Source organism: Pseudomonas sp. P1_C12, from assembly GCF_056406435.1.
Map to the genome: position 1 here is coordinate 232,925 of NZ_JBFUAE010000008.1, position 20,624 is coordinate 253,548.

Annotated in this window: 20 protein-coding genes and 1 pseudogene; 5 read left to right on the forward strand and 16 right to left on the reverse strand. The window is 60.9% G+C overall.

Annotated elements, in window-relative coordinates:
• Positions 1 to 108 precede the first annotated feature (108 nt).
• Together AC1D19_RS16530 and mdoH are read left to right on the forward strand one after the other, a co-directional pair.
• Positions 109 to 1,923 (forward strand): glucan biosynthesis protein, encoded by a 1,815-nt coding sequence (locus AC1D19_RS16530; protein ID WP_477763813.1) that lies wholly within the window; start codon positions 109 to 111, stop codon positions 1,921 to 1,923.
• Positions 1,916 to 4,486, forward strand: a complete 2,571-nt coding sequence (gene mdoH, locus AC1D19_RS16535) for a glucans biosynthesis glucosyltransferase MdoH (protein WP_477752193.1) — start codon at positions 1,916 to 1,918, stop codon at positions 4,484 to 4,486. Before AC1D19_RS16530 ends, mdoH begins: the two co-directional genes overlap by 8 nt.
• 160 nt (positions 4,487 to 4,646) lie before the next feature.
• On the opposite strand, the gene AC1D19_RS16540 is transcribed toward mdoH, so the two are convergent.
• From AC1D19_RS16540 to ubiE, 11 genes and pseudogenes are all read right to left on the reverse strand, one after another.
• The gene (locus AC1D19_RS16540) at positions 4,647 to 5,519 is read right to left on the reverse strand and encodes a methyl-accepting chemotaxis protein (RefSeq protein WP_477763835.1); all 873 of its coding nucleotides are present in this window, start codon (positions 5,517 to 5,519) and stop codon (positions 4,647 to 4,649) included.
• Positions 5,502 to 6,563, reverse strand: a pseudogene (locus AC1D19_RS16545) (methyl-accepting chemotaxis protein); the annotation flags it as partial. The gene AC1D19_RS16540 and the pseudogene AC1D19_RS16545, both read right to left, overlap by 18 nt.
• A 122-nt stretch (positions 6,564 to 6,685) precedes the next feature.
• Positions 6,686 to 7,393 (reverse strand): 16S rRNA (uracil(1498)-N(3))-methyltransferase, encoded by a 708-nt coding sequence (locus AC1D19_RS16550; RefSeq protein WP_477763814.1) that lies wholly within the window; start codon positions 7,391 to 7,393, stop codon positions 6,686 to 6,688.
• On the reverse strand, positions 7,390 to 8,184 hold the full coding sequence (gene tatC / locus AC1D19_RS16555) for a twin-arginine translocase subunit TatC (RefSeq protein WP_477759706.1): 795 nt from the start codon (positions 8,182 to 8,184) through the stop codon (positions 7,390 to 7,392). Before tatC ends, AC1D19_RS16550 begins: the two co-directional genes overlap by 4 nt.
• A complete protein-coding gene (gene tatB, locus AC1D19_RS16560) occupies positions 8,181 to 8,633 on the reverse strand; it encodes a Sec-independent protein translocase protein TatB (protein ID WP_477763815.1) in 453 nt (150 codons plus the stop codon). The genes tatC and tatB overlap by 4 nt, the downstream gene beginning before the upstream one ends.
• Positions 8,634 to 8,643: 10 nt before the next feature.
• Complete coding sequence (locus AC1D19_RS16565; RefSeq protein ID WP_108216223.1) at positions 8,644 to 8,916, reverse strand: twin-arginine translocase TatA/TatE family subunit; 273 nt, start codon at positions 8,914 to 8,916, stop codon at positions 8,644 to 8,646.
• A gap of 25 nt (positions 8,917 to 8,941) precedes the next feature.
• Positions 8,942 to 9,274, reverse strand: a complete 333-nt coding sequence (locus AC1D19_RS16570) for a phosphoribosyl-ATP diphosphatase (RefSeq protein WP_008047820.1) — start codon at positions 9,272 to 9,274, stop codon at positions 8,942 to 8,944.
• A complete protein-coding gene (hisI, locus tag AC1D19_RS16575; protein WP_477752189.1) occupies positions 9,267 to 9,668 on the reverse strand; it encodes a phosphoribosyl-AMP cyclohydrolase in 402 nt (133 codons plus the stop codon). The genes AC1D19_RS16570 and hisI overlap by 8 nt, the downstream gene beginning before the upstream one ends.
• A gap of 81 nt (positions 9,669 to 9,749) precedes the next feature.
• On the reverse strand, positions 9,750 to 11,354 hold the full coding sequence (gene ubiB / locus AC1D19_RS16580; protein WP_477752188.1) for a ubiquinone biosynthesis regulatory protein kinase UbiB: 1,605 nt from the start codon (positions 11,352 to 11,354) through the stop codon (positions 9,750 to 9,752).
• A complete protein-coding gene (locus AC1D19_RS16585; RefSeq protein ID WP_477763816.1) occupies positions 11,351 to 11,974 on the reverse strand; it encodes a ubiquinone biosynthesis accessory factor UbiJ in 624 nt (207 codons plus the stop codon). Before AC1D19_RS16585 ends, ubiB begins: the two co-directional genes overlap by 4 nt.
• Positions 11,974 to 12,744: a bifunctional demethylmenaquinone methyltransferase/2-methoxy-6-polyprenyl-1,4-benzoquinol methylase UbiE gene (gene ubiE, locus AC1D19_RS16590; protein WP_007989286.1), complete on the reverse strand. Its 771-nt coding sequence runs from the start codon at positions 12,742 to 12,744 to the stop codon at positions 11,974 to 11,976. The genes AC1D19_RS16585 and ubiE overlap by 1 nt, the downstream gene beginning before the upstream one ends.
• A gap of 155 nt (positions 12,745 to 12,899) precedes the next feature.
• Here ubiE and AC1D19_RS16595 point away from each other — a divergent pair, with 155 nt between their 5' ends.
• The 3 genes from AC1D19_RS16595 to AC1D19_RS16605 all read left to right on the forward strand — a co-directional run bounded on the left by AC1D19_RS16595 (position 12,900) and on the right by AC1D19_RS16605 (position 14,682).
• A complete protein-coding gene (locus AC1D19_RS16595; protein WP_015093124.1) occupies positions 12,900 to 13,175 on the forward strand; it encodes a polyhydroxyalkanoic acid system family protein in 276 nt (91 codons plus the stop codon).
• A gap of 252 nt (positions 13,176 to 13,427) precedes the next feature.
• Complete coding sequence (locus AC1D19_RS16600; RefSeq protein ID WP_477752186.1) at positions 13,428 to 13,850, forward strand: phasin family protein; 423 nt, start codon at positions 13,428 to 13,430, stop codon at positions 13,848 to 13,850.
• A gap of 10 nt (positions 13,851 to 13,860) precedes the next feature.
• A complete protein-coding gene (locus AC1D19_RS16605; protein WP_477763817.1) occupies positions 13,861 to 14,682 on the forward strand; it encodes a phasin family protein in 822 nt (273 codons plus the stop codon).
• Positions 14,683 to 14,773: 91 nt separating this feature from the next.
• Here AC1D19_RS16605 and AC1D19_RS16610 read toward each other — a convergent pair whose 3' ends face one another.
• The 5 genes from AC1D19_RS16610 to AC1D19_RS16630 form a co-directional block, all read right to left on the reverse strand.
• A complete protein-coding gene (locus AC1D19_RS16610; protein WP_477763818.1) occupies positions 14,774 to 15,391 on the reverse strand; it encodes a TetR/AcrR family transcriptional regulator in 618 nt (205 codons plus the stop codon).
• A 59-nt stretch (positions 15,392 to 15,450) separates the two neighbouring features.
• Positions 15,451 to 17,133, reverse strand: coding sequence for a class II poly(R)-hydroxyalkanoic acid synthase (gene phaC / locus AC1D19_RS16615; protein WP_477763819.1), 1,683 nt, complete (start codon positions 17,131 to 17,133; stop codon positions 15,451 to 15,453).
• A gap of 115 nt (positions 17,134 to 17,248) precedes the next feature.
• Positions 17,249 to 18,103 (reverse strand): poly(3-hydroxyalkanoate) depolymerase, encoded by an 855-nt coding sequence (gene phaZ / locus AC1D19_RS16620; RefSeq protein WP_347910147.1) that lies wholly within the window; start codon positions 18,101 to 18,103, stop codon positions 17,249 to 17,251.
• Positions 18,104 to 18,241: 138 nt separating this feature from the next.
• The gene (gene phaC, locus AC1D19_RS16625) at positions 18,242 to 19,921 is read right to left on the reverse strand and encodes a class II poly(R)-hydroxyalkanoic acid synthase (RefSeq protein ID WP_477763820.1); all 1,680 of its coding nucleotides are present in this window, start codon (positions 19,919 to 19,921) and stop codon (positions 18,242 to 18,244) included.
• A 259-nt stretch (positions 19,922 to 20,180) separates the two neighbouring features.
• The gene (locus AC1D19_RS16630) at positions 20,181 to 20,558 is read right to left on the reverse strand and encodes a gamma-butyrobetaine hydroxylase family protein (RefSeq protein WP_477752181.1); all 378 of its coding nucleotides are present in this window, start codon (positions 20,556 to 20,558) and stop codon (positions 20,181 to 20,183) included.
• Positions 20,559 to 20,624: the final 66 nt, after the last annotated feature.

A 20,624-nucleotide genomic window follows, 5' to 3' on the forward strand; every position in this document is an offset into this window, starting at 1 on the left:
GCCAACTTGGCAAGAGTGGTTTGCAAGGGCGGTTTTTTCATACCGTACACCGAGCAGACCCTTTAACTGGCCGTTGGTTTTTTGATCTGTTTTCGGCGAGGGTTGCTCGTGATTGTTAGTCCCTGTAACGCACCAAAATTGTCTGCCAAACGGCTACGCAGCGCCCTGGTAGCGGGCTCTGCATTGCTCTGCCTGCTCAGCGCCGGCCAGCTTTGGGCATTTAGTCTGGATGATGTATCGGCCAAGGCAAAAGAGCTGGCCGGGCAGAAATACGAAGCGCCGCGCAGTAACCTGCCGAACGAGTTCCGCGACATGAAATTCGCGGACTATCAGAAAATTCGCTTTCTGACGGAAAAAGCCGAGTGGGCTGATCAGAAGACGCCGTTCAAGCTGTCCTTCTATCACCAGGGCATGCATTTCGATACGCCGGTGAAAATCAACGAAATCACCGCGAACACCGTCGAAGAGATCAAATACGACCCGAGTCGCTTCGACTTCGGCGACATGCAGTTCGATCCCAAGGCCACCGAACAACTGGGTTATGCCGGTTTCCGTGTGCTGTACCCGATCAACAAGGCCGACAAGCAAGACGAAATCATGACCATGCTCGGCGCGAGCTACTTCCGCGTCGTCGGCAAGGGTCACGTCTATGGTTTGTCCGCTCGCGGCATGGCACTTGATACCGCATTGCCATCCGGCGAAGAATTCCCGCGTTTCCGCGAGTTCTGGATTCAGCAGCCCAAGCCAGGCGACAAGCACCTGGTGATCTTCGCCCTGCTGGACTCACCTCGTGCCACCGGCGCCTATCGCCTGACCCTGCGTCCGGGCAGCGACACCATCGTCGACGTCAAGGCGCAGATGTTCCTGCGTGACAAGGTCGGCAAACTGGGTATCGCCCCGTTGACCAGCATGTACCTGTTCGGCGCCAACCAGCCGTCGAAGGTACTGAACTACCGTCGCGAACTGCACGACTCCAGCGGTCTGGCGATCCATGCCGGCAACGGCGAGTGGATCTGGCGTCCGCTGAACAACCCGAAACACCTGGCTGTGAGCAACTTCAGCGTGGAAAACCCGCGCGGATTCGGTCTGCTGCAACGTGGCCGCGACTTCAGCCACTACGAAGACCTCGACGATCGTTACGACAAGCGCCCAAGCGCCTGGATCGAGCCGAAGGGTGACTGGGGCAAGGGCACTGTCGACCTGGTCGAGATACCGACCGCCGACGAAACCAACGACAACATCGTAGCCTTCTGGAATCCGGAAAAATTGCCGGAACCTGGCCAGCCGCTCGATGTCGCTTATCGTATGCACTGGACCATGGATGAAGACTCGATTCACGCGCCGGACAGCGCCTGGGTCAAACAGACCCTGCGTTCCACTGGTGACGTCAAACAGTCCAACCTGATTCGTCAGCCGGACGGCAGCGTTGCCTACCTGGTGGACTTCGAAGGCCCATCCCTGGCGGCATTGCCGGCCGATACGGACGTTCGCAGCCAGGTCAGCGTCGGCGACAATGCCGAGCTGGTGGAAAACAGCGTGCGCTATAACCCTGAAACCAAGGGCTGGCGCCTGACCCTGCGGATGAAGATCAAGGACCCGGGCAAGTCCACCGAGATGCGTGCCGCACTGGTACAGAACATCGTGCCGGCGGATCTGGCCAAGACTTCGATTCCAGCGTCGAACTCGTCGGTTGCCAAGGCCGACAAGGTTGCCGCCAAGCAACAAGAGAAAGCGGACAAGGAAGCCAGGCAAGCGGAGGCCAAGCAGGCTGAAGCGAAGCCTGTTGCAGATGCCAAGGACAAGGCCAATAAAGACGCCAAGCAGCCTGCCGCTGCCGACGCGGCCCCAGCCACACCGGAATCGGCCCCGACTGAAGAAGTCCTGACCGAGACCTGGAGCTATCAGTTGCCTGCCGATGAGTAACTCTCAAGTACGGCCAGAAACTCTCTCCGAGTATCTGGCGCATCTGCCGATGACCGACCAGCAGCGCGCGGAACTCGCGGGCTGCCAGTCTTTCAGCGAATTGCACGAACGCCTGTCGTCATCGACGTTCGACGCCCCGACCGAAGCCGCCCAGGCTTCGGTCGGCAAACGCCTGACCCTGAGCACCGCCGAAGAGCTGCAGGACGCGGAAATGCTGGCGCTCGACGCCAACGGCCGGGTTTGCCTCAAGGCGACCCCGCCGATTCGGCGGACCAAGGTCGTGCCGGAGCCGTGGCGCACCAACATTCTGGTGCGTGGCTGGCGTCGGATGACCGGTCGTACCAACCCGCCGGCGCCGCCGAAGGACGAACGTGTCCTGCCGGCGGCGCGCTGGCGTACCGTGGGTTCGATCCGTCGCTACATTCTGTTGCTGCTGATGCTCGGCCAGACCATCGTCGCCGGCTGGTACATGAAAGGCATCATGCCGTACCAGGGCTGGTCGTTCGTCGACCTCAACGAAGTGCTGCACCAACCGCTGCTGCAAACCGCCACGCAAGTGCTGCCGTATGCCTTGCAGACCAGCATCCTGATCCTGTTCGGGATTCTGTTCTGCTGGGTATCGGCCGGTTTCTGGACCGCGCTGATGGGCTTCCTGGAGTTGCTGACCGGCCACGATAAATACCGTATCTCCGGTAAAAGTGCCGGCAACGAGCCGATACCGAAAGATGCGCGCACCGCCCTGGTGATGCCGATCTGCAATGAAGACGTGCCTCGGGTATTCGCCGGTCTGCGGGCGACCTTCGAGTCGGTTGCGGCCACGGGTGACCTGGACCGCTTCGACTTCTTTGTCCTCAGCGACAGTAACGACGCCGATATCTGTGTCGCCGAGCAACAGGCCTGGCTGGATGTCTGTCGTGAAGCCGGGGGCTTCGGCAAGATCTTCTACCGCCGCCGCCGTCGTCGCGTAAAACGTAAAAGCGGCAACCTCGACGACTTCTGCCGTCGTTGGGGCGGTGACTACAAGTACATGGTCGTACTCGATGCCGACTCCGTGATGAGCGGCGAGTGCCTGACCAGTCTGGTGCGCCTGATGGAAGCCACGCCGGACGCCGGGATCATCCAGACCGCGCCACGGGCGTCGGGCATGGACACCCTGTATGCGCGCATGCAGCAGTTCGCCACTCGCGTGTACGGCCCGCTGTTCACCGCCGGCCTGCACTTCTGGCAACTGGGCGAGTCGCACTACTGGGGCCACAACGCGATCATCCGCATGAAGCCGTTCATCGACCACTGCGCCCTGGCGCCGTTGCCGGGTAAAGGCGCGTTCTCCGGCTCGATCCTGTCCCACGACTTCGTTGAAGCCGCGTTGATGCGCCGTGCCGGCTGGGGCGTGTGGATTGCCTACGATCTGCCGGGCAGCTATGAAGAACTGCCGCCAAACCTGCTGGACGAACTCAAGCGTGACCGTCGCTGGTGCCACGGTAACCTTATGAACTTCCGCCTGTTCCTGGTCAAGGGCATGCACCCGGTGCACCGCGCGGTGTTCCTGACCGGCGTGATGTCCTACCTGTCGGCGCCGTTGTGGTTCTTCTTCCTGGTGCTGTCGACCGCGCTGCTGGCGGTCAATACGCTGATGGAGCCGCAGTACTTCCTCGAACCGCGCCAGCTCTATCCGCTGTGGCCACAATGGCACCCGGACAAGGCGATTGCGCTGTTCTCGACCACCATCGTGCTGCTGTTCCTGCCGAAACTGTTGAGCATCATCCTGATCTGGGCCAAGGGTGCGAAAGAGTTCGGCGGCAAGTTCAAGGTGACCCTGTCGATGCTGCTGGAGATGCTGTTCTCCATGCTGCTGGCGCCGGTGCGGATGATCTTCCACACTCGTTTCGTCCTCGCCGCATTCCTCGGCTGGGCCGCGACCTGGAACTCGCCACAACGTGACGACGACTCCACGCCGTGGAGCGAAGCGGTCAAGCGCCACGGCCCGCAGACCTTGCTGGGCTTCTTCTGGGCCATGCTGGTGATCTGGCTGAACCCGAGCTTCCTGTGGTGGCTGGTGCCGATTGTCGGTTCGTTGATGCTGTCGATCCCGGTATCGGTGATCTCCAGTCGCGTCGGTTTGGGCCTGAAGTCCCGTGATGAGAGCCTGTTCCTGATCCCTGAGGAATACAATCCGCCGCAGGCGTTGCTGGCCACCGACCAGTACACCCACGAAAACCGCTGGCATGCGCTGAACGACGGCTTCGTCCGTTCGGTGGTCGATCCACAGCAGAACGCCCTGGCGTGCTCGCTGGCGACCTCCCGTCACCGTCAGGCCGAGCCGATCGAATGGCTGCGGGTCGAGCGGGTGCGACACGCGATGAAGGTTGGACCTGAAGGCCTGACCAACAACGAGCGTGTGCAACTGTTGAGCGACCCGGTGGCCTTGGCTCGCTTGCATGAGCAGGTCTGGAGCGAAGGCCACGCGGAGTGGCTGGGCGCATGGCGCAAATCGGTCAAGGCCGATCCCCACGCGCCGCTGCTGCCGCTCAAACCGATGAGCGAACAGCCTCAGTTGGCATGATGAAAAAACCCGCGAAAGCGGGTTTTTTTTGGGGGGTTCAAAGTTACACCGCGTCGTTCCAATCGCGAGCAGGCTCGCTCCCACAGGGCCGGCGCCTGGCACAGGCGTTGTGTCTGAGCCGGTCAGTGTGGGAGCGAGCCTGCCCGCGATGGGGTTTCACTCATACCTTGAACCTGCCCACGAGCATCTGCAAATGCGTCCCCAACCGCGCCAGCTCAACGCTGGACGCCGCCGTCTCTTCACTTGCCGCCGACGTCTGATCCGACACATCTCGCACATTGAGCACACTGCGGTTGATCTCTTCGGCCACGGCGCTTTGTTGTTCGGCGGCAGCGGCGATCTGCTGGTTCATCGCCTGAATCGCCGAGACGGTGCGGGTGATGCTTTCCAGTGAGCCGCCGGCGCGGCGGGTCAGTTCGACACTGCTGTCAGTCAGGTTGCGGCTGTTGTCCATGATGGTCGCCACTTGTTGCGTGCCGCTTTGCAGGCCGACGATCAGCTCTTCGATCTCTTCGGTGGACTTCTGGGTGCGCTGGGCCAGGCTGCGGACTTCGTCTGCCACCACGGCAAAACCACGCCCGGCTTCACCGGCGCGGGCGGCTTCAATCGCCGCGTTGAGGGCCAGCAGGTTGGTTTGCTGGGCCACGGATTTGATCACGTCGAGCACGCTGCCGATCTTGTCGCTTTCGCGCTTGAGTTCGCCCATGGCCTCGGTGGAGTGACCGACTTGCGCGGCCAGGCGTTCGATCTGGGCGATGGCTTCACCCACCACTTTGTCGCCCTCGCGGGCCTGCTGGTCGGCGGCGACGGCAGCTTCGGAGGCTTCTTCGGCGTTGCGCGCGACTTCCTGCACGGTGGCGGCCATTTCGTTCATGGCGGTGGCGACCTGATCGGTCTCGACCTTCTGGCTGTTGACCCCGGCGCTGGTCTGCTCGGTGACCGCAGACAGTTCTTCGGCGGCGCTGGCGATCTGCGTGACGCCATCGCTGATGCCGCCAATCAGTTCGCGCAGGCCTTGGGTCATGCTCTGCATGGCGCGCTGCAACTGGCCGAGTTCGTCGCGGCGCTGCGACGTCAGGTTGTGGGTCAGGTCGCCACTGGCGACGCGCTCGGCGACGGCCAGGGTCTGGTTCAATGGAATGATGATCTGCCGGGTGATCGCCCAGGCGGCCAGCAGGCCGAAGGCGATGGCCAGTACAGTGGCGAGGGTCAGCATGTTCTTGGCATGGGCGGCGTCGGTGTCACGCACGACGGTTTGCGAGACGGTGAGTTTCTGGCTCATGCCCAACAGGATGTCGCCTTGGGCAGACATGCGTACCAGAGCCTTGGCGCTGGCCACCTGGGAGTCGCGGAACTGGCTGACGGCGGCGCGGTAGGCCTTCAGTGAATCAGTCGCCTGTTGCAGGTTGGCGATGTGTTCTTCAGGCAGTTTGGCCGGCAGGCTCTCGAGGTTCTTCAGGGCGTTGTCGATCGCGTCGAGGGCTGGCTGTTCGGCTTCGCTCTTGCCGCTGTAGGTGTAGCCGCGAACCTGGAAACGCGCCTGCTGGATCAGTTTGCTCAGGTCGATCACGCTATTGAAGGCGGTCACGCTGTCACCTTGCAGCATGGATTTTTCCACTTCGGCGACGCGGGCCACGGCATTGTCGGCGGTGGCGCCGAGTTTGCTGCGGGCGTCTTCACGCTGGGCGCCGGCCTGGTTCATGTCGCTGAAGGCACGGCGGTATTCGGCGACAGCGGCCAGTTGTTGATCGACCATGGCCGTATCAGCCGGTTGCTCGATCAGGCCGCGGGCGGTCTGCAGGCCGCTTTCGAGTTTGCCCAACAGCTCGTTGACGGCGCCGGGGCCTTGTTCGCCGCGACGCATCTCGTAATCCAGGCGAGCAATGCGCAGGTCCTTGGTCAGGTCGTTGAGACTGGCGATGAACCCCAGTTTATCGCCACGGCTGGTCACACCGCTCAGGCCACTCCAGCCCGTGAAGGTGATCAGCAGGGTCAGTAACAGCACAAGGCCGAAGCCGATCCCCAGCTTGCGTTTGACGCTGACGTTTCCCAGATTCTCGGCTAGCCATTGGTACATGCTGAAACTCCCCGGACCACAATTTGGTTTTGTGGGGGGTATATCGGCGGCATGCAGAGATTCTGTAGGAGCTGCCGAAGGCTCGGGCCGCGTTCGGCAGCTCCTACAGAGGGCGCGCAGTGTTAGAAAAGTCGTGCCAGCAGCGCGGTTACGGCGGTTTCGACCCGGAGAATGCGCTCGCCCAGTTGCACCGGTTGCAGGCCAGACTTGCCCAGCAGGTCGATCTCGTAGGGAATCCAGCCACCCTCGGGGCCGATGGCCAGGGTCACCGGTTCGCTGAGTGCGCGAGGGCAGGGCGGGTAATTGCCCGGATGCCCCACCAGGCCGAGGGTGCCCTCGGTAATCGCCGGCAAACGGTCTTCGACGAACGGCTTGAAGCGCTTCTCGATGACGACTTGCGGCAGCACGCTGTCCCGGGCCTGTTCGAGGCCGAGGATCAACTGCTCGCGAATCGCCTCGGGCTCCAGGAACGGGGTCTGCCAGAAGCTCTTCTCGACGCGATAGCTGTTGACCAGCACGATCCGCGGCACACCCATGGCCGCCACGGTCTGGAACACCCTGCGCAGCATCTTGGGGCGTGGCAGGGCCAATACCAGGGTCAATGGCAGCTTGGTTGGTGGTGGCTGGTCGAGGGTGACGCGCAATTCCGCTTCGCCGGTGTCCAGGCGCAGCACTTCGGCCGAGCCCATCAGCCCGCCGATCCGCCCGACACGCATGCTGTCGCCCACTTCGCAGCGGTGGACTTCCTGCATGTGGGTCAACCGGCGATCACGCAGGATCACCCGGTCGGCCGCAATGAAATCGGCTTCTTCGAGCAGCAGCAGGTTCACGGTTGAGTCGCTGGCGGCTGGTCGTTGTTGTCGTCAGCCGGCTGGTCGTCCGGGTGCTCGCCACGCTTGCTGATCAGGCTGCCAAACAGGATGCCGATTTCGAACAGCAACCACATCGGCACGGCTAGCAGGGTCTGCGAGAAGATGTCCGGCGGCGTCAGGATCATGCCGACCACGAAGCAGCCGATGACCACGTACGGGCGGATTTTCTTCAGGTATTTGACGTCGACTACGCCGATCCACACCAGCAGCACCACGGCCACCGGGATTTCGAACGCCACGCCAAAAGCGAAGAACAGCGTCATGACGAAATCGAGGTAGCTGGTGATGTCGGTCATCATTTCCACGCCGGCCGGGGTGGCAGCGGCGAAGAACTTGAAGATCAGCGGGAACACCAGGTAGTAGGCGAACGCCATGCCGGCATAGAACAACACGATGCTGGACATCAGCAACGGCACAGCAATGCGTTTTTCATGCTTGTACAGGCCCGGGGCGATGAAACCCCAGATCTGGTGCAGGATCACCGGGATGGCCAGGAACAGCGAGACCATCATGGTCAGCTTCAGTGGCGTCAGGAACGGCGACGACACGTCGGTGGCAATCATCGTCGCGCCGGCGGGCAGGTACGCGCGCAGCGGAGTGGAGACGAAGGTGTAGATCTGCTGGGTGAAGGCGAACAGCCCGGCAAAGATGATGAAGATCGCCGCTACGCAGCGCAGCAGACGGGTACGCAACTCGGTGAGGTGCGAAACCAGCGGCATGTGCTGGTCGTTTTCAGGGAGATCGCTCATGGGGCTCGCGGCGGCAAAGTGGTGTCGTTAGGCGCCGTCGTTGTCGGCGCAGCGGCTGGAGCAACGGGTTCAACCGGAGTCGCTGCCACAACGGGCGCGGGTTGCGCGGCCGAAACAGCAGGTGCAGGTGTTGTCGCGGCGGCAGCGGCAGGCGAATGAATCGTCTGCTCTCCCACATGCTCCACCGGCGTCGGCTCCTGCTGGGTCGGGGTGAAGATTTTCCGCGCCTCCTGCTCAAGCGACAGGATGTGCTCGTTGTGCAGTTGCCGACGAATCTCGTCGGCACCGATTTCACGTTCAACTTCCTGTTTGATCGCGTTGAAGCTGCGCTTCAGACGCCCGACCCACAGGCCAGCGGTGCGCGCAGCGCCCGGCAAACGCTCGGGGCCCAGCACCAGCAGGGCGACGAGGCCGACGAGCAGCAGTTCAGAGAAGCTGATACCAAACATTAGTCAGTGCTCACACGTCTTTGCGGATCGGCTCTTCGACTTTCTGTGCCTGCACGTCGATGGTGTGCGGCTGGTTCACCGAGGCCTGTGGCTGTACCGGTGGCACCGGTTGGGCCGGGTTCGCATTCGGGTCAGCCGGTTTTTCGTCGTCGTTCATGGCTTTCTTGAAACCCTTGATCGATTCGCCGACGTCAGTGCCGAGGTTTTTCAGTTTCTTGGTGCCGAACACCAGTACCACGACAACCAGGATGACGATCCAGTGTTTCCAGTCAAAAATGCCCATGCTGCTGCTCCTCTCTAATAGTTATTCAGGCGGACGGGCGCGAGGCTTTCTCGGCGTGTCCGGAGAGACCGAAGCGACGGTCCAGTTCATCGAGTACAGCCTGTGGATGCTGCCCCAATTGGGCGAGCATGACCATGCTGTGGAACCACAAATCGGCGGTTTCGTAGATCACATCGCTGCAGTCGCCGCTGATGGCGGCGTCCTTGGCGGCAATGATGGTTTCGACCGACTCTTCGCCGACTTTTTCCAGAATCTTGTTCAAGCCCTTGTGATACAGGCTGGCGACATACGAGCTGTCGGCGGCGGCGCCTTTGCGCTCTTCCAGTACCTCGGCCAGACGGGTCAGTGTGTCACTCATGTGTGTGCCCTGCGCAGTAGATGGCGTGCGGATCTTTGAGCACCGGGTCGACCGTTGTCCAGTCGCCGTTTTCAAAGACGCGGTAGAAGCAGCTCTGGCGGCCGGTATGGCAGGCGATGTCGCCGACCTGCTCAACCATCAGGATGATGACGTCGGCGTCGCAGTCCAGACGCATCTCGTGCAGGGTTTGCACGTGGCCGGACTCTTCGCCCTTGCGCCACAGCTTGCCACGGGAGCGCGACCAGTAGATGGCGCGGTTCTCGGCAGCGGTCAGTTCCAGTGCTTCGCGGTTCATCCAGGCCATCATCAGGACGCGCCCGGTCTTGTGATCCTGGGCAATCGCCGGCACCAGGCCGTCGGCGTCCCACTTGATCTCGTCCAGCCAGTTTTTCATCTTCGACTCCGACAGCGGGCTCGACACTTCAATAGTCGAGCTCAGGCGTTGAAACAGTGTGCCAGTCGTTCAGCCAACTGGCTATCGGCGCACGACCAGATACAAGCCGACCGCCATCATGATGCCGGCCGGCCAGTAAGCCAACTGGTTCAGCGGGCCGCCAGCGGCAAGGATGGCGCCCCCGGCCAGGTGCGCCGTGCCGAGCAGGCGCAGGAACCAGTCATCGCGGCGTCGGTGCCACGCTGGCGGCGGGTCGTAGGCGTGGGGTTGGGACATGCGTTCGAGCAGGTCGCGGGCCATGTTGGCCAGGTGCGGGATCTGTTCGAACTGGCTGTGCACGTTGCCGAGCAGGGCTTTGGGGCTGACTCGCTCGCGCATCCAGCGTTCGAGGAACGGCTGCGCGGTGTTCCACAGGTCGAGGTCCGGGTACAGCTGGCGGCCCAGGCCTTCGATGTTCAACAAGGTTTTTTGCAGCAAGACCAACTGCGGCTGCACTTCCATGTTGAAGCGGCGCGCAGTTTGGAACAGGCGCATCAGCACCTGACCGAAGGAAATATCTTTTAACGGTTTTTCGAAGATCGGCTCGCACACGGTGCGGATCGCTGCTTCGAATTCGTTGAGTTTGGTTTCCGCCGGCACCCAGCCCGAATCGATGTGCAACTGCGCCACGCGACGGTAATCGCGCTTGAAGAAGGCGAACAGGTTGCGCGCCAGGTAATCCTGGTCCTCCGGGGTCAGGCTGCCGACGATGCCGCAGTCGATCGCAATGTACTGCGGGCTCCACGGATTCACGGTGCTGACGAAAATGTTGCCTGGGTGCATGTCGGCGTGGAAGAAGCTGTCACGGAACACCTGGGTGAAGAAAATCTCCACGCCACGCTCGGCGAGCATCTTCATGTCCGTGCGCTGGTCGGCCAGGGTCGCCAGATCGGTAACCTGAATACCGTAGATGCGTTCCATCACCAGCACTTTCGGGCGGCACCAGTCCCAATAGACTTGCGGCACGTACAGCAGCGGCGAACCGTCGAAGTTGCGCTTCAACTGGCTGGCGTTGGCCGCCTCGCGCAGCAGGTCGAGTTCGTCGTAGATGGTTTTTTCGTAATCGCTGACCACGTCCACCGGGTGCAGCAGGCGCGCATCGGCCGAGAGTTTTTCGGCGGCGCGAGCGAGGATGAACAGCCACGCCAGGTCTTGGGCAATCACCGGTTTGAGGCCAGGGCGGATCACCTTGACCACCACTTCTTCACCGGTTTTCAGTTGCGCGGCATGCACCTGCGCCACTGAGGCCGAGGCCAGCGGTTCGACGTCGAAACGGCTGAACACGTCGCTGATTTTCTTGCCCAGCTGTTCTTCGATCAGCTTGATCGACACTTGCGAGTCGAACGGCGGAACGCGGTCCTGCAGCTTCATCAGTTCGTCGGCGATGTCTTCGGGCAACAGGTCGCGGCGGGTGGACAGGATCTGCCCGAACTTGATGAAAATCGGCCCCAGGTCCTGCAACGCCAGGCGCAAGCGCGCGCCACGGCTGAGGTCCAGGGTCTTGCGCGGGAACCAGCGCCACGGCAGGACATAACGCAGCGCCCGCAGGAACCAGGGCAGTGGCAGGGCGAACAGCAGGTCATCGAGGCGGTAGCGGATCACGACGCGCTGGATGCGCAACAAACGGCGGACGGCAAGCAGCTTCATGCGTTATCGCTTGGGTCGAGGGATCGGGAAAGGCGCTCGAAACGCGCCTCGAGACGTTCCAGATCGAGCTTGATCTGGTCCAGCTCACTGAATCGGGCTTCGGCTTCGCGCTGGCCGACGAGGGTGCGCGATTCTTCTGCCAGGTATTCGCCCAGGTTCTGGCCCAGGCTGGCAAAACCTTGCTGATACCAGCGGGCGCGGCTGCGCAGATGACCGCCGAGCAGTTGCGTGGCCACCGGCCCCAGCCAGCGCGAGAGTTCGTACTCCCAGTCCAGCTCCAGGTCCTGGAGGATCACCGCCAGTTCCAGCAGCACGCCGCTGTCGCCGTCGAGTTCGACTTCAGGGGCGTGCAGAACAGAAGTCTTGTCCTTGCTCATGGCCAGTTTCAACAGGCTCGAGGCCGGTGCACGCAAGGTGCAGTCGGCGCCGGTTTCCCACTGGGAAGCGAGCATCAGGCCTTCGTCGCTGGGCAGGATGAACAGTTGCAGCGCCGGGCTGCGACAGTCGACGGCAATCACTCTGCCGCTCAAATGCGCCAGCCGCGGCAGCGCCGTGCTGTCGAGACGCAGCACCCGGTTCAGGCCGAGTTCAACGCTGGCGAGCAGGCCGGCGAGCAGCATCAGGGCTTGATGCCGCGGTGCAGGGCAACGATGCCTGCGGTCATGTTGTGATAGGTCACGCGGTCGAAACCGGCCTCGACCATCATCGACTTCAGGGTTTCCTGGTTCGGGTGCATGCGGATCGATTCGGCCAGGTAGCGATAGCTTTCCGAGTCGTTGGTGATCAGCTTGCCCATCAGCGGCATGAAGGCGAACGAGTAGGCGTCGTAGGCCTTGGACATCAGCGCGTTGGTCGGCTTGGAGAATTCCAGCACCAGCAAACGGCCGCCAGGCTTGAGCACACGCAGCATCGAGCGCAGGGCATCTTCCTTGTGGGTCACGTTGCGCAGGCCGAAGGCGATGGTCACGCAGTCGAAATGGTTGTCCGGGAACGGCAGTTTTTCCGCATCGGCCTGGACGAATTCGACGTTGCCGGCCACACCGAGGTCCAGCAGGCGGTCACGACCGACCTTGAGCATGGATTCGTTGATATCGGCCAACACGACCTGGCCGGTCGGGCCTACCAGATGCGAGAACTTGCGGGTCAGGTCGCCGGTACCGCCGGCGATATCCAGCACGCGGTTGCCGGTGCGCACGCCCGACAGTTCGATCGCGAAACGCTTCCACAGACGGTGCATGCCGCCCGACAGAAGGTCGTTCATCAGGTCATATTTGGCGGCTACCGAGTGGAAAACCTCAGCGACTTTTTCCGCTTTCTGGCTTTCCGGAACGTTTTTGAAGCCGAAGTGAGTGGTGGGTTCGGCATCGCTGCCTTTGCGCTGATCAGTCATATCGCTGTCACCAAAAGAGAATGCGCGACATTCTAATCCCCAAGGCATGCTTTGTCTTGGCAAGGCTGAAGGTAAGATGGGTAACCATCGGGACGTTTTGACACAGCAGGGGTCAAGATGCCTCGGGAAAGCATCCATAAAGCAGGAGTTATTTGATGGCCCGTATTAGTGTTGAACGTGCCCATGGCCTGGGTAAGGAAGCGGCTCGCGAGAAGGCCGACAAGCTGGCGCAGAAACTTTCCGATCAGTATGGCCTGGAGCCGCAGTGGTCCGGCGACACCCTGAATCTCAAGCGCTCGGGTGTGAAGGGCGCGGTGCATGTCAGTGAAGATTCGATCAAGGTCGACGTGGAACTGGGCCTGATGATGTCGGCCATGAGTGGCATGATCAAAGCGGAAATCGAAAAGGCGCTGGATAAAGCGTTGGTCTGATCCCGCCTTCGCACCGAACCGATACCCCTGTAGGAGCGGGCTTGCCCGCGAAGGCGGTAGTTCAGCCACAGACAATATGGTGGATGTACCGGCCCCTTCGCGGGCAAGCCCGCTCCTACAGTTTTTGATGTGGTGTGTTCAAAGGTTCATGTCAGTTGTTAGGGTGCCGTTTCTAATTTTTCTCCCTACTTTGTGCCAGAGCCCGACACTTATCCGGGCAGTTCCTCAAACCTTCTGCGCGTGAGGTGCACCATGGCCAAAGTTATTTTGAAGAAAAAAACCGACCCGTCGACCGGCACGCTGAGCGACGTCAAATCCTATGCCCGCAAGATCTGGCTGGCAGGCCTGGGCGCCTACGCCAAGGTCGGTCAAGAGGGCAGCGAATACTTTCAAGAGTTGATCAAGGCTGGTCAGGTTGTTGAAAAGAAAGGCAAAAAAGTAGTCGCCGAGAAACTGGAAGCGGCCAATGCCGAAATCGATGAAGCCAAGAGTGAAGTCAGCACTTTCAAAGGACGCGTCGAAGTTCAACTCGAGAAGGTCGAGAAGGCGTTCGACACGCGTGTCGCAAGTGCCTTGAATCGTATCGGCATTCCGTCTAAACATGACGTTGAGACACTCTCTGCTAAGCTCGATGAGCTGACGGCATTGCTCGAACGTGTCGCGCGTAAATCTTAAGGAGAACGGGATGGCTGTTAAAAAGAAAACCGAAAAAGAAGGCAGCTCGTGGATCGGGAAGGTTGAAGATTACTCCCGAAAAATCTGGCTGGCTGGTTTAGGCGTGTACTCGAAGATCGACACTGACGGCAGCAAGCTCTTCGATGCATTGGTTAAGGACGGCGAGAAAGCCGAGAAGCTCACCAAGAGCGCTGTTGGCAAGACAGTCGACGCCGCCAAGGACTCTGCTTCCTCGGCCAAGTCGCGCATCAGCGGCGTGAAAGATCGCGCACTGGGCAAGTGGGATGAGCTGGAAGGCGCCTTTGACAAGCGTCTGAACAGCGCCATTTCGCGTCTGGGCGTACCGAGCCGCAACGAAGTGAAGGCACTGCACAGCAAGGTCGAAACACTGACCAAGCAAATCGAAAAACTGACCGGTGCCAAGGTTGCGCCTGTTGCGGCGAAAACCGCGGCGGCCAAACCTGCTGCCAAGCCGGCCGCCAAAACCGCAGCTAAGCCACTGGCAAAAGCAGCGGCTAAACCTGCTGCCAAGCCTGCGGCTAAAACTGCAGCCGCCAAACCGGCCGCCGCAAAAGCCGCTGCCAAACCAGCGGCTAAACCGGCCGCCAAGCCTGCAGCGAAAACTGCAGCGGCCAAACCCGCTGCGGCAAAAAAACCAGCGGTGAAAAAGCCGGCAGCTCCAAAAGCCGCCGCGCCAAAACCAGCAGTGGCAGCTGCCAAACCGGCAACGCCGGCAGCTCTGGTCAGCGCATCGAACTCCGCTGCCGCGCCAACCCCTGCTGTCACCCCGACTGCCGCGCCAGCTCCATCGACGCCAACCAGTCAGTCCTGATTCTCAGGGCTCTAGAAAACGCCCGGCCTGTGAAGGTCGGGCGTTTTTGTTTGTGTATAGAAAAAAGATCGCAGCCTGCGATCTTTTGATCTTAATGCTCTTCCAGGTACTCCATCGCCATCTGCTCAGTCGCGACCTTGATCGGTGGCAGCAAGTGTGGCGCCACCAGCATCATGATCTGGTAAACCACCAGCCGCACCTCGCCTTCGCGATCGAGAATCCGCTGGTAATCCAGTGAGAACAGCAGCGTCAGGGTGATCTGCTCCACCAATTGCCCCAGTGCCTGGGTATCGCTGATCAGCAGTCCTTGTGCCTTCAGTCGCGCCAGCAACGACGCCAGTGTGCGCTTGAGTGCATTGAGCAGGTTGCGAATGCCCTTGGCCAGTTTCGGCAGGCGTCCGGCGAGGTTCGACAGGTCCTGGAAGAGAAACCGGTAGTGGGACAGGCGTTCGACGATCAGGTGCAGGAACAGCCAGTAGTCTTCCGGTGCCAGTTCGACATCGGCCGGTGGGTCGAGCAAGGGGGTCAGTTCGCCCTGAAAGCGCTCGAACAGCCCGAGAATCAACGGTTCCTTGCCGTGGAAGTGGTAGTAGAGGTTGCCCGGGCTGATGCCCATTTCATTGGCAACTTCCATGGTGGAGACATTCGGTTCGCCCTTTTGATTGAACAACTGCAGGGCACATTCGAGGATCCGGTCGCGGGTTTTCATCCAGTCTTCTTAATGATCGGGTCTTGCCACGGCCGGCAGAGGCCGTGGCGCGTTGAACGTCAGCGCACGCGCACATAAGTACCGGGTGCTGCCTCCATCGGTGGATAGTTCTGGTTGCCGAGCGCCATGTGGGTTTCCTTCTGCGCGCCGGAACGTTCCTGAATCCAGCTCAGCCATTGGGTCCACCAACTGCCGTCGACATGCTTGGCGTCGTAGTACCAGGCGCGGGGATCGCTGCTCAGTTTGCCGTTCTCGACGTAGTTGGCTTTCGGGTTGCTCGGCGGGTTGAGGATGCTCTGCACATGTCCGCTGTTGGACAGCACGAAGCGCCGCTCGCCACCCAGCAACAGCGTCGAGCGATACACCGCATCCCACGGTGTGATGTGATCGTTGATGCCAGCGACGCTGAAGCTGTCGACGGTGACCTTCTGCAAATCGATCGGCGTGCCACACACTTCCAGCCCGCCCGGGTGGGTCAGCGGGTTGTGCTTGAAGAAGTCCAGCAGGTCGCCATGCAGGGCGGCCGGCAAACGCGTGTTGTCGTTGTTCCAGTAGAGGATGTCGAACGCCGGTGGCTCCTTGCCCAGCAGGTAGTTGTTGACGAAGTAGCTCCAGATCAGATCATTGGGGCGCATCCAGGCGAAGACCTTGGCCATGTCGCGGCCGTCCAGCACACCTTTCTGATAGGAGCGGCGCTTGGCTGCCTCCAGAGTCTGTTCGTCGGCGAACAGCGAAACGGGGCTGTCCAGCTGGCTGTCGAGCAGGCTCACCAGATAGGTCGCGCTGGACACCCTGCGCAGCTGCCGCTTGGCCTGCAAGTGACCTTGCAACGCGGCAATGGTCAGCCCGCCGGCGCAGGCGCCCATCAGGTTGACCTCGCGTGCGCCGGTGATCGCCCGGCAGACATTCAAGGCCTCTTCCACGGCTTCCACGTAGGTCGAGAGCCCCCATTCGCGGTGACGCACATCCGGATTGCGCCAACTGATCATGAAGGTTTGCAGGCCGTTTTTGAGGGCGTACTGGACGAAGCTGTTGTGCGGGCTCAGGTCGAAAATGTAGTACTTGTTGATTTGCGGCGGTACTACCAGCAGGGGCTTGGAATACTGCTTTTCGCTCATCGGCTTGTACTGGATCAACTCCAGCAGCTCGTTGCGAAACACCACGGCACCGGTAGTGGTGGCGACCGTCTTGCCAACCTCGAACGCTTGCTTGGTGACTTGCCGGGGCAGGCCATCGTTGTGCAGCAGATCGTCCACCAAATGGCTGATGCCACGCACCAGACTGTTGCCGCCGGAGTTGAAAATTTCCTTGATCGCCAGTGGATTGAGCAGGGAGTTGGAGGGCGATACGGCGTCGTTGAGCAAGGCGAAAGCGAAGTGGGCGCGGGCGCGGTCGTCCGGGCTCATGTTGCTCTCGTCGATCCAGCTCTTGACCTGTTTCTGCCAGCTCAAATAGGCCTGCAGGCTGCGGCGATAAAATGGGTTGAGGCTCCACGCCGGGTCGGCGAAGCGAGCGTCCTGCGGGTTGGTCGGGTGCAGGGTTTCACCCAGCAGCACACGGCCAAGCTGACCACCGAGCTTGAGGGCATGTCGGGCGCTGTGCACCGGATTGCGCAAGCCATGGGCGGCCACCCTGCGCAGGGTCGACAACAGATCCCGGCCGCGCAGGCCGGTAATCGCACTCTGTGCATTGATGAACGCGGCGGGAGTCGGTAGGGAATCCCTCGCTGGTTTCTCGCGCATGAGTCAACACTCCTTCGTCTTCAGGCCAAAAACAAATACACCGAACCAGAACACCATAGACGCTGTAACGGGTTGTTGCGCGGCGTGGCGTCCTGCCGACCGCTGAGGCAGTGGTTTAGCCGCCCAATGGCGCCGGACGCGGATGCATCACCGCGCGCTGGCGCTCCTCTTCCAGGAATTTCATGATGATCGGGGCCACCGCTTCGGCCCGGGTAATCAGGAACAAATGCCCGTCATCGATGATGTGCAGCTGGGCGTTGGGAATCCGCCAGGCCAGCAAGCGCATATTGACCAACGGGATCAGTGGGTCATCGTCGCCGGCCAGTACCAGGGTCGGTTGGCGGATCTTGTGCAACCAGTGAATGCTGGTCCAGCCGAGGCCGGCGAACAGCTGCCAGTAGTAACCGAGCTTGCCCGCCGAACGCACCTTGGCCGCATGGCTCGCGGCCAGCGTCGGGTCGCGACGGAACGCGCCGCCGTAGATCATCGGCGCAATGCGGATCACGTGGGATGGCTGGATGTAACGTCGAGGGCTGGCCATCATCCACAGCACTTTCGGCTTGCCCGGCACCATCACCGCACCCGCCGCCGTCGCCGCCAGTACGAGTTTCTTGCAGCGCTCCGGATAGTCGTAGGCGAATTGTTGGGCCAGGGCGCCACCCCAGGACACGCCGATGACGTTGACCTGCCCGTAGTCGAGATAGTCGAGCATCCGCGCCGTGAGTTTCGCCAGCCCCGGAAAACGATACGGCCGGTTCGGCGTCGACGAACCACCGACACCGGGTACGTCGAAGGCGATGACTTCCAGGTCCGGATCCAGCGCCGCGATGAACGGGAACACCAGCTCCAGGTTGGCGCCGATACCGTTGAAAATCAGCAGGGGCGTCAAGTGAGGCTTGCCGGGGCGTACCGCCGTGCGGAGCGTCTGGCCATCCAGATCGACGGTACGGAATATGAAGGGTTGCGGCATGCTTCTGGCCCTGTGGGTCGCTATCTCGAATTCTTCCTCGACCCTCTGTAGGAGCTGCCGCAGGCTGCGATCTTTTGATGTTGAAGAAAAAAGATCGCAGCCTGCGGCAGCTCCTACAGGGATAGCGAGGTGTATCAGTTACCGCTCATGCACATAGGTGCCTGGCGCCGCTTCACCCGCTGGATAGGCCTTGTTGCCCAGTTTCAGCGGAGCCTTTTTCAGGTTGCCCGAACGCTGCGCCTGCCATGCCTGCCAGTGCAGCCACCAGGAGTCGGCATGCTTGGTCGACTCTTCCTGCCAGTCATCGGCATTGACAGGCATTTCGGTGCTGGTCATGTAGCGCGATTTCGGATTGCCCGGCGGGTTCAGAATGCTCTGGATGTGCCCGCTGCTGGACAGCACGAATTCAACGTTGCCGCCGAACAGTTGCGCCGATTTGTAGCAGGAACGCCACGGGGTGATGTGGTCGTTGGTGCCAGCCAGCGAGAAGATGTCGGCGGTGACTTTCTTCAGGTCGATCGGCGTGCCGCACACTTCCAGTGCATCGGCACGGGTCAACGGGTTACTTTTGAACATCTCGATCAGGTCGCCGTGGAACGCGGCGGGTAATCGGGTGGTGTCGTTGTTCCAGAACAGAATGTCGAACACCGGCGGTTCATTGCCCAACAGGTAGTTGTTGACCCAGTAGTTCCAGATCAGGTCGTTGGGGCGCATCCAGGCGAAGATTTTCGCCATGTCGCGGCCTTCGAGGACGCCGGCCTGGTAGGAGTGGCGCTTGGCAGCTTCGAGGGTTTTCTCGTCGACGAACAGGGCCACGTCGCTGTCCAGGGTGGTGTCGAGCACGCTGACCAGCAGGGTCAGGGCATTGACCTTGTTCTCGCCGATTGCCGCGTAGTGGCCCAGCAGCGCGGTGCAGGTGATGCCGCCAGAGCAGGCGCCGAGCATGTTCACGTCTTTGCTGCCGGTAATGGCGGTGACCACATCGACCGCTTCCTTGAGCGCTTCGATATAGGTCGACAGGCCCCACTCACGCTGCTCCTTGGTCGGGTTGCGCCAGCTGACGATGAAGGTCTGCACGTTGTTGCGCAGGCAGAACCGCGCCAGGCTCTTGTCCGGGCTCAGGTCGAACACGTAGAACTTGTTGATCTGCGGCGGTACCACCAGCAGTGGGCGTTCATGCACCTGCTCGGTGATCGGCTTGTACTGGATCAGCTCCAGCACGTCGTTGCGAAAGACCACCGCACCCTCGGTCACGCCAAGGGTCTTGCCGACCTCGAAGGCGCCCATGTTGACCTGGCTCGGCATGCCGCCGTTGTGCACCAGGTCCTTGGCCAGGTGCGAGAGACCATCGAGCAGGCTTTTACCGCCGGTTTCGAAGAAACGCTTGACCGCCGCGGGGTTGGCCGCCGTGTTGGTCGGCGCGAAAGCTTCGGTCATGAGGTTGATCACGAAGTGCCCGCGACTGACATCCTTGGCTGGCAGGTTACTGTCGTCGATCCAGTCGTGGAGTTCCTTGCGCCACGCCAGGTAGGTTTGCAGATAACGTTTGTAGAGCGGGTTCTGGCTCCAGGCCGGATCCGCGAAGCGACGGTCATCGCTGGTCGGTTGCAGCTCGGATTTGCCGAACAGTACGTTCTTGAGTTCAAGACCGAAATGCGCAACATGCTTCGCGCTGTGCACTGGTTGCCTGATGGCCTGCCTGAGTACCATGCGAGCAGATGCCAGTAGATCCTTTCCACGCAGCCCAACGACAGGATTCAGCCCCAAGGTGTTTTCCGAGGCCTGATACTTCAAGTCATCGTTATTCTGTTTACTCATCTACGACGCTCCATTGTCCTGAGACGAGTACCGGGTCCTGCTGTGTAGTCACACAGCCAATGCCAGGTACTACTGCTCGGGGTGACCGTTAATACTGCATTGCTGCTTTTTTAATGCAGAGAGCACTGCAGGGAACTTGCCAGTTCCATTGGTTACCCGAGTTTAATTTTTTTCGCAAGCAGGCCAGTCGGTGGCCCTGAAGCGGAGCATTCAAACAGATGAAATTAGAAAATGCCCTCTAAAGAGCAAGAGGCTCGGATTAGAGCATCAGCTTGACGACGGATTCGTTCGGGTCGCGGGTTTTTCCGGCGGCTTTGAGCTCGGCCAGATAATCTTCCCAGAGTGCGTCATAACGTCGCCCCAGCTCGTAGAGGTATTCCCAGGTGAACAGGCCACTGTCGTGACCGTCATCGAAGGTCAGTTTCAGTGCGTACTGACCGGCCGGTTCTACCTTGGTCAGGCCGACGTTGATCTTGCCAAATTGCAGGATGGGTTTGCCGTGGCCCTGGACCTCGGCGGAAGGCGAGTGCACGCGCAGGAACTCGGCGGGCAGGGTGTATTCCTCGCCGGACGCGTATTTGAGCGTCAGGGTTTTCGAGGCTTTGTGCAGCTTGATGTCGGTGGGGAGTTGGGTCATGGCGGGTCGTCCGTCTATGTGGAACGTTCTGTAGGAGCTGCCGCAGGCTGCGATCTTTTGATCTGG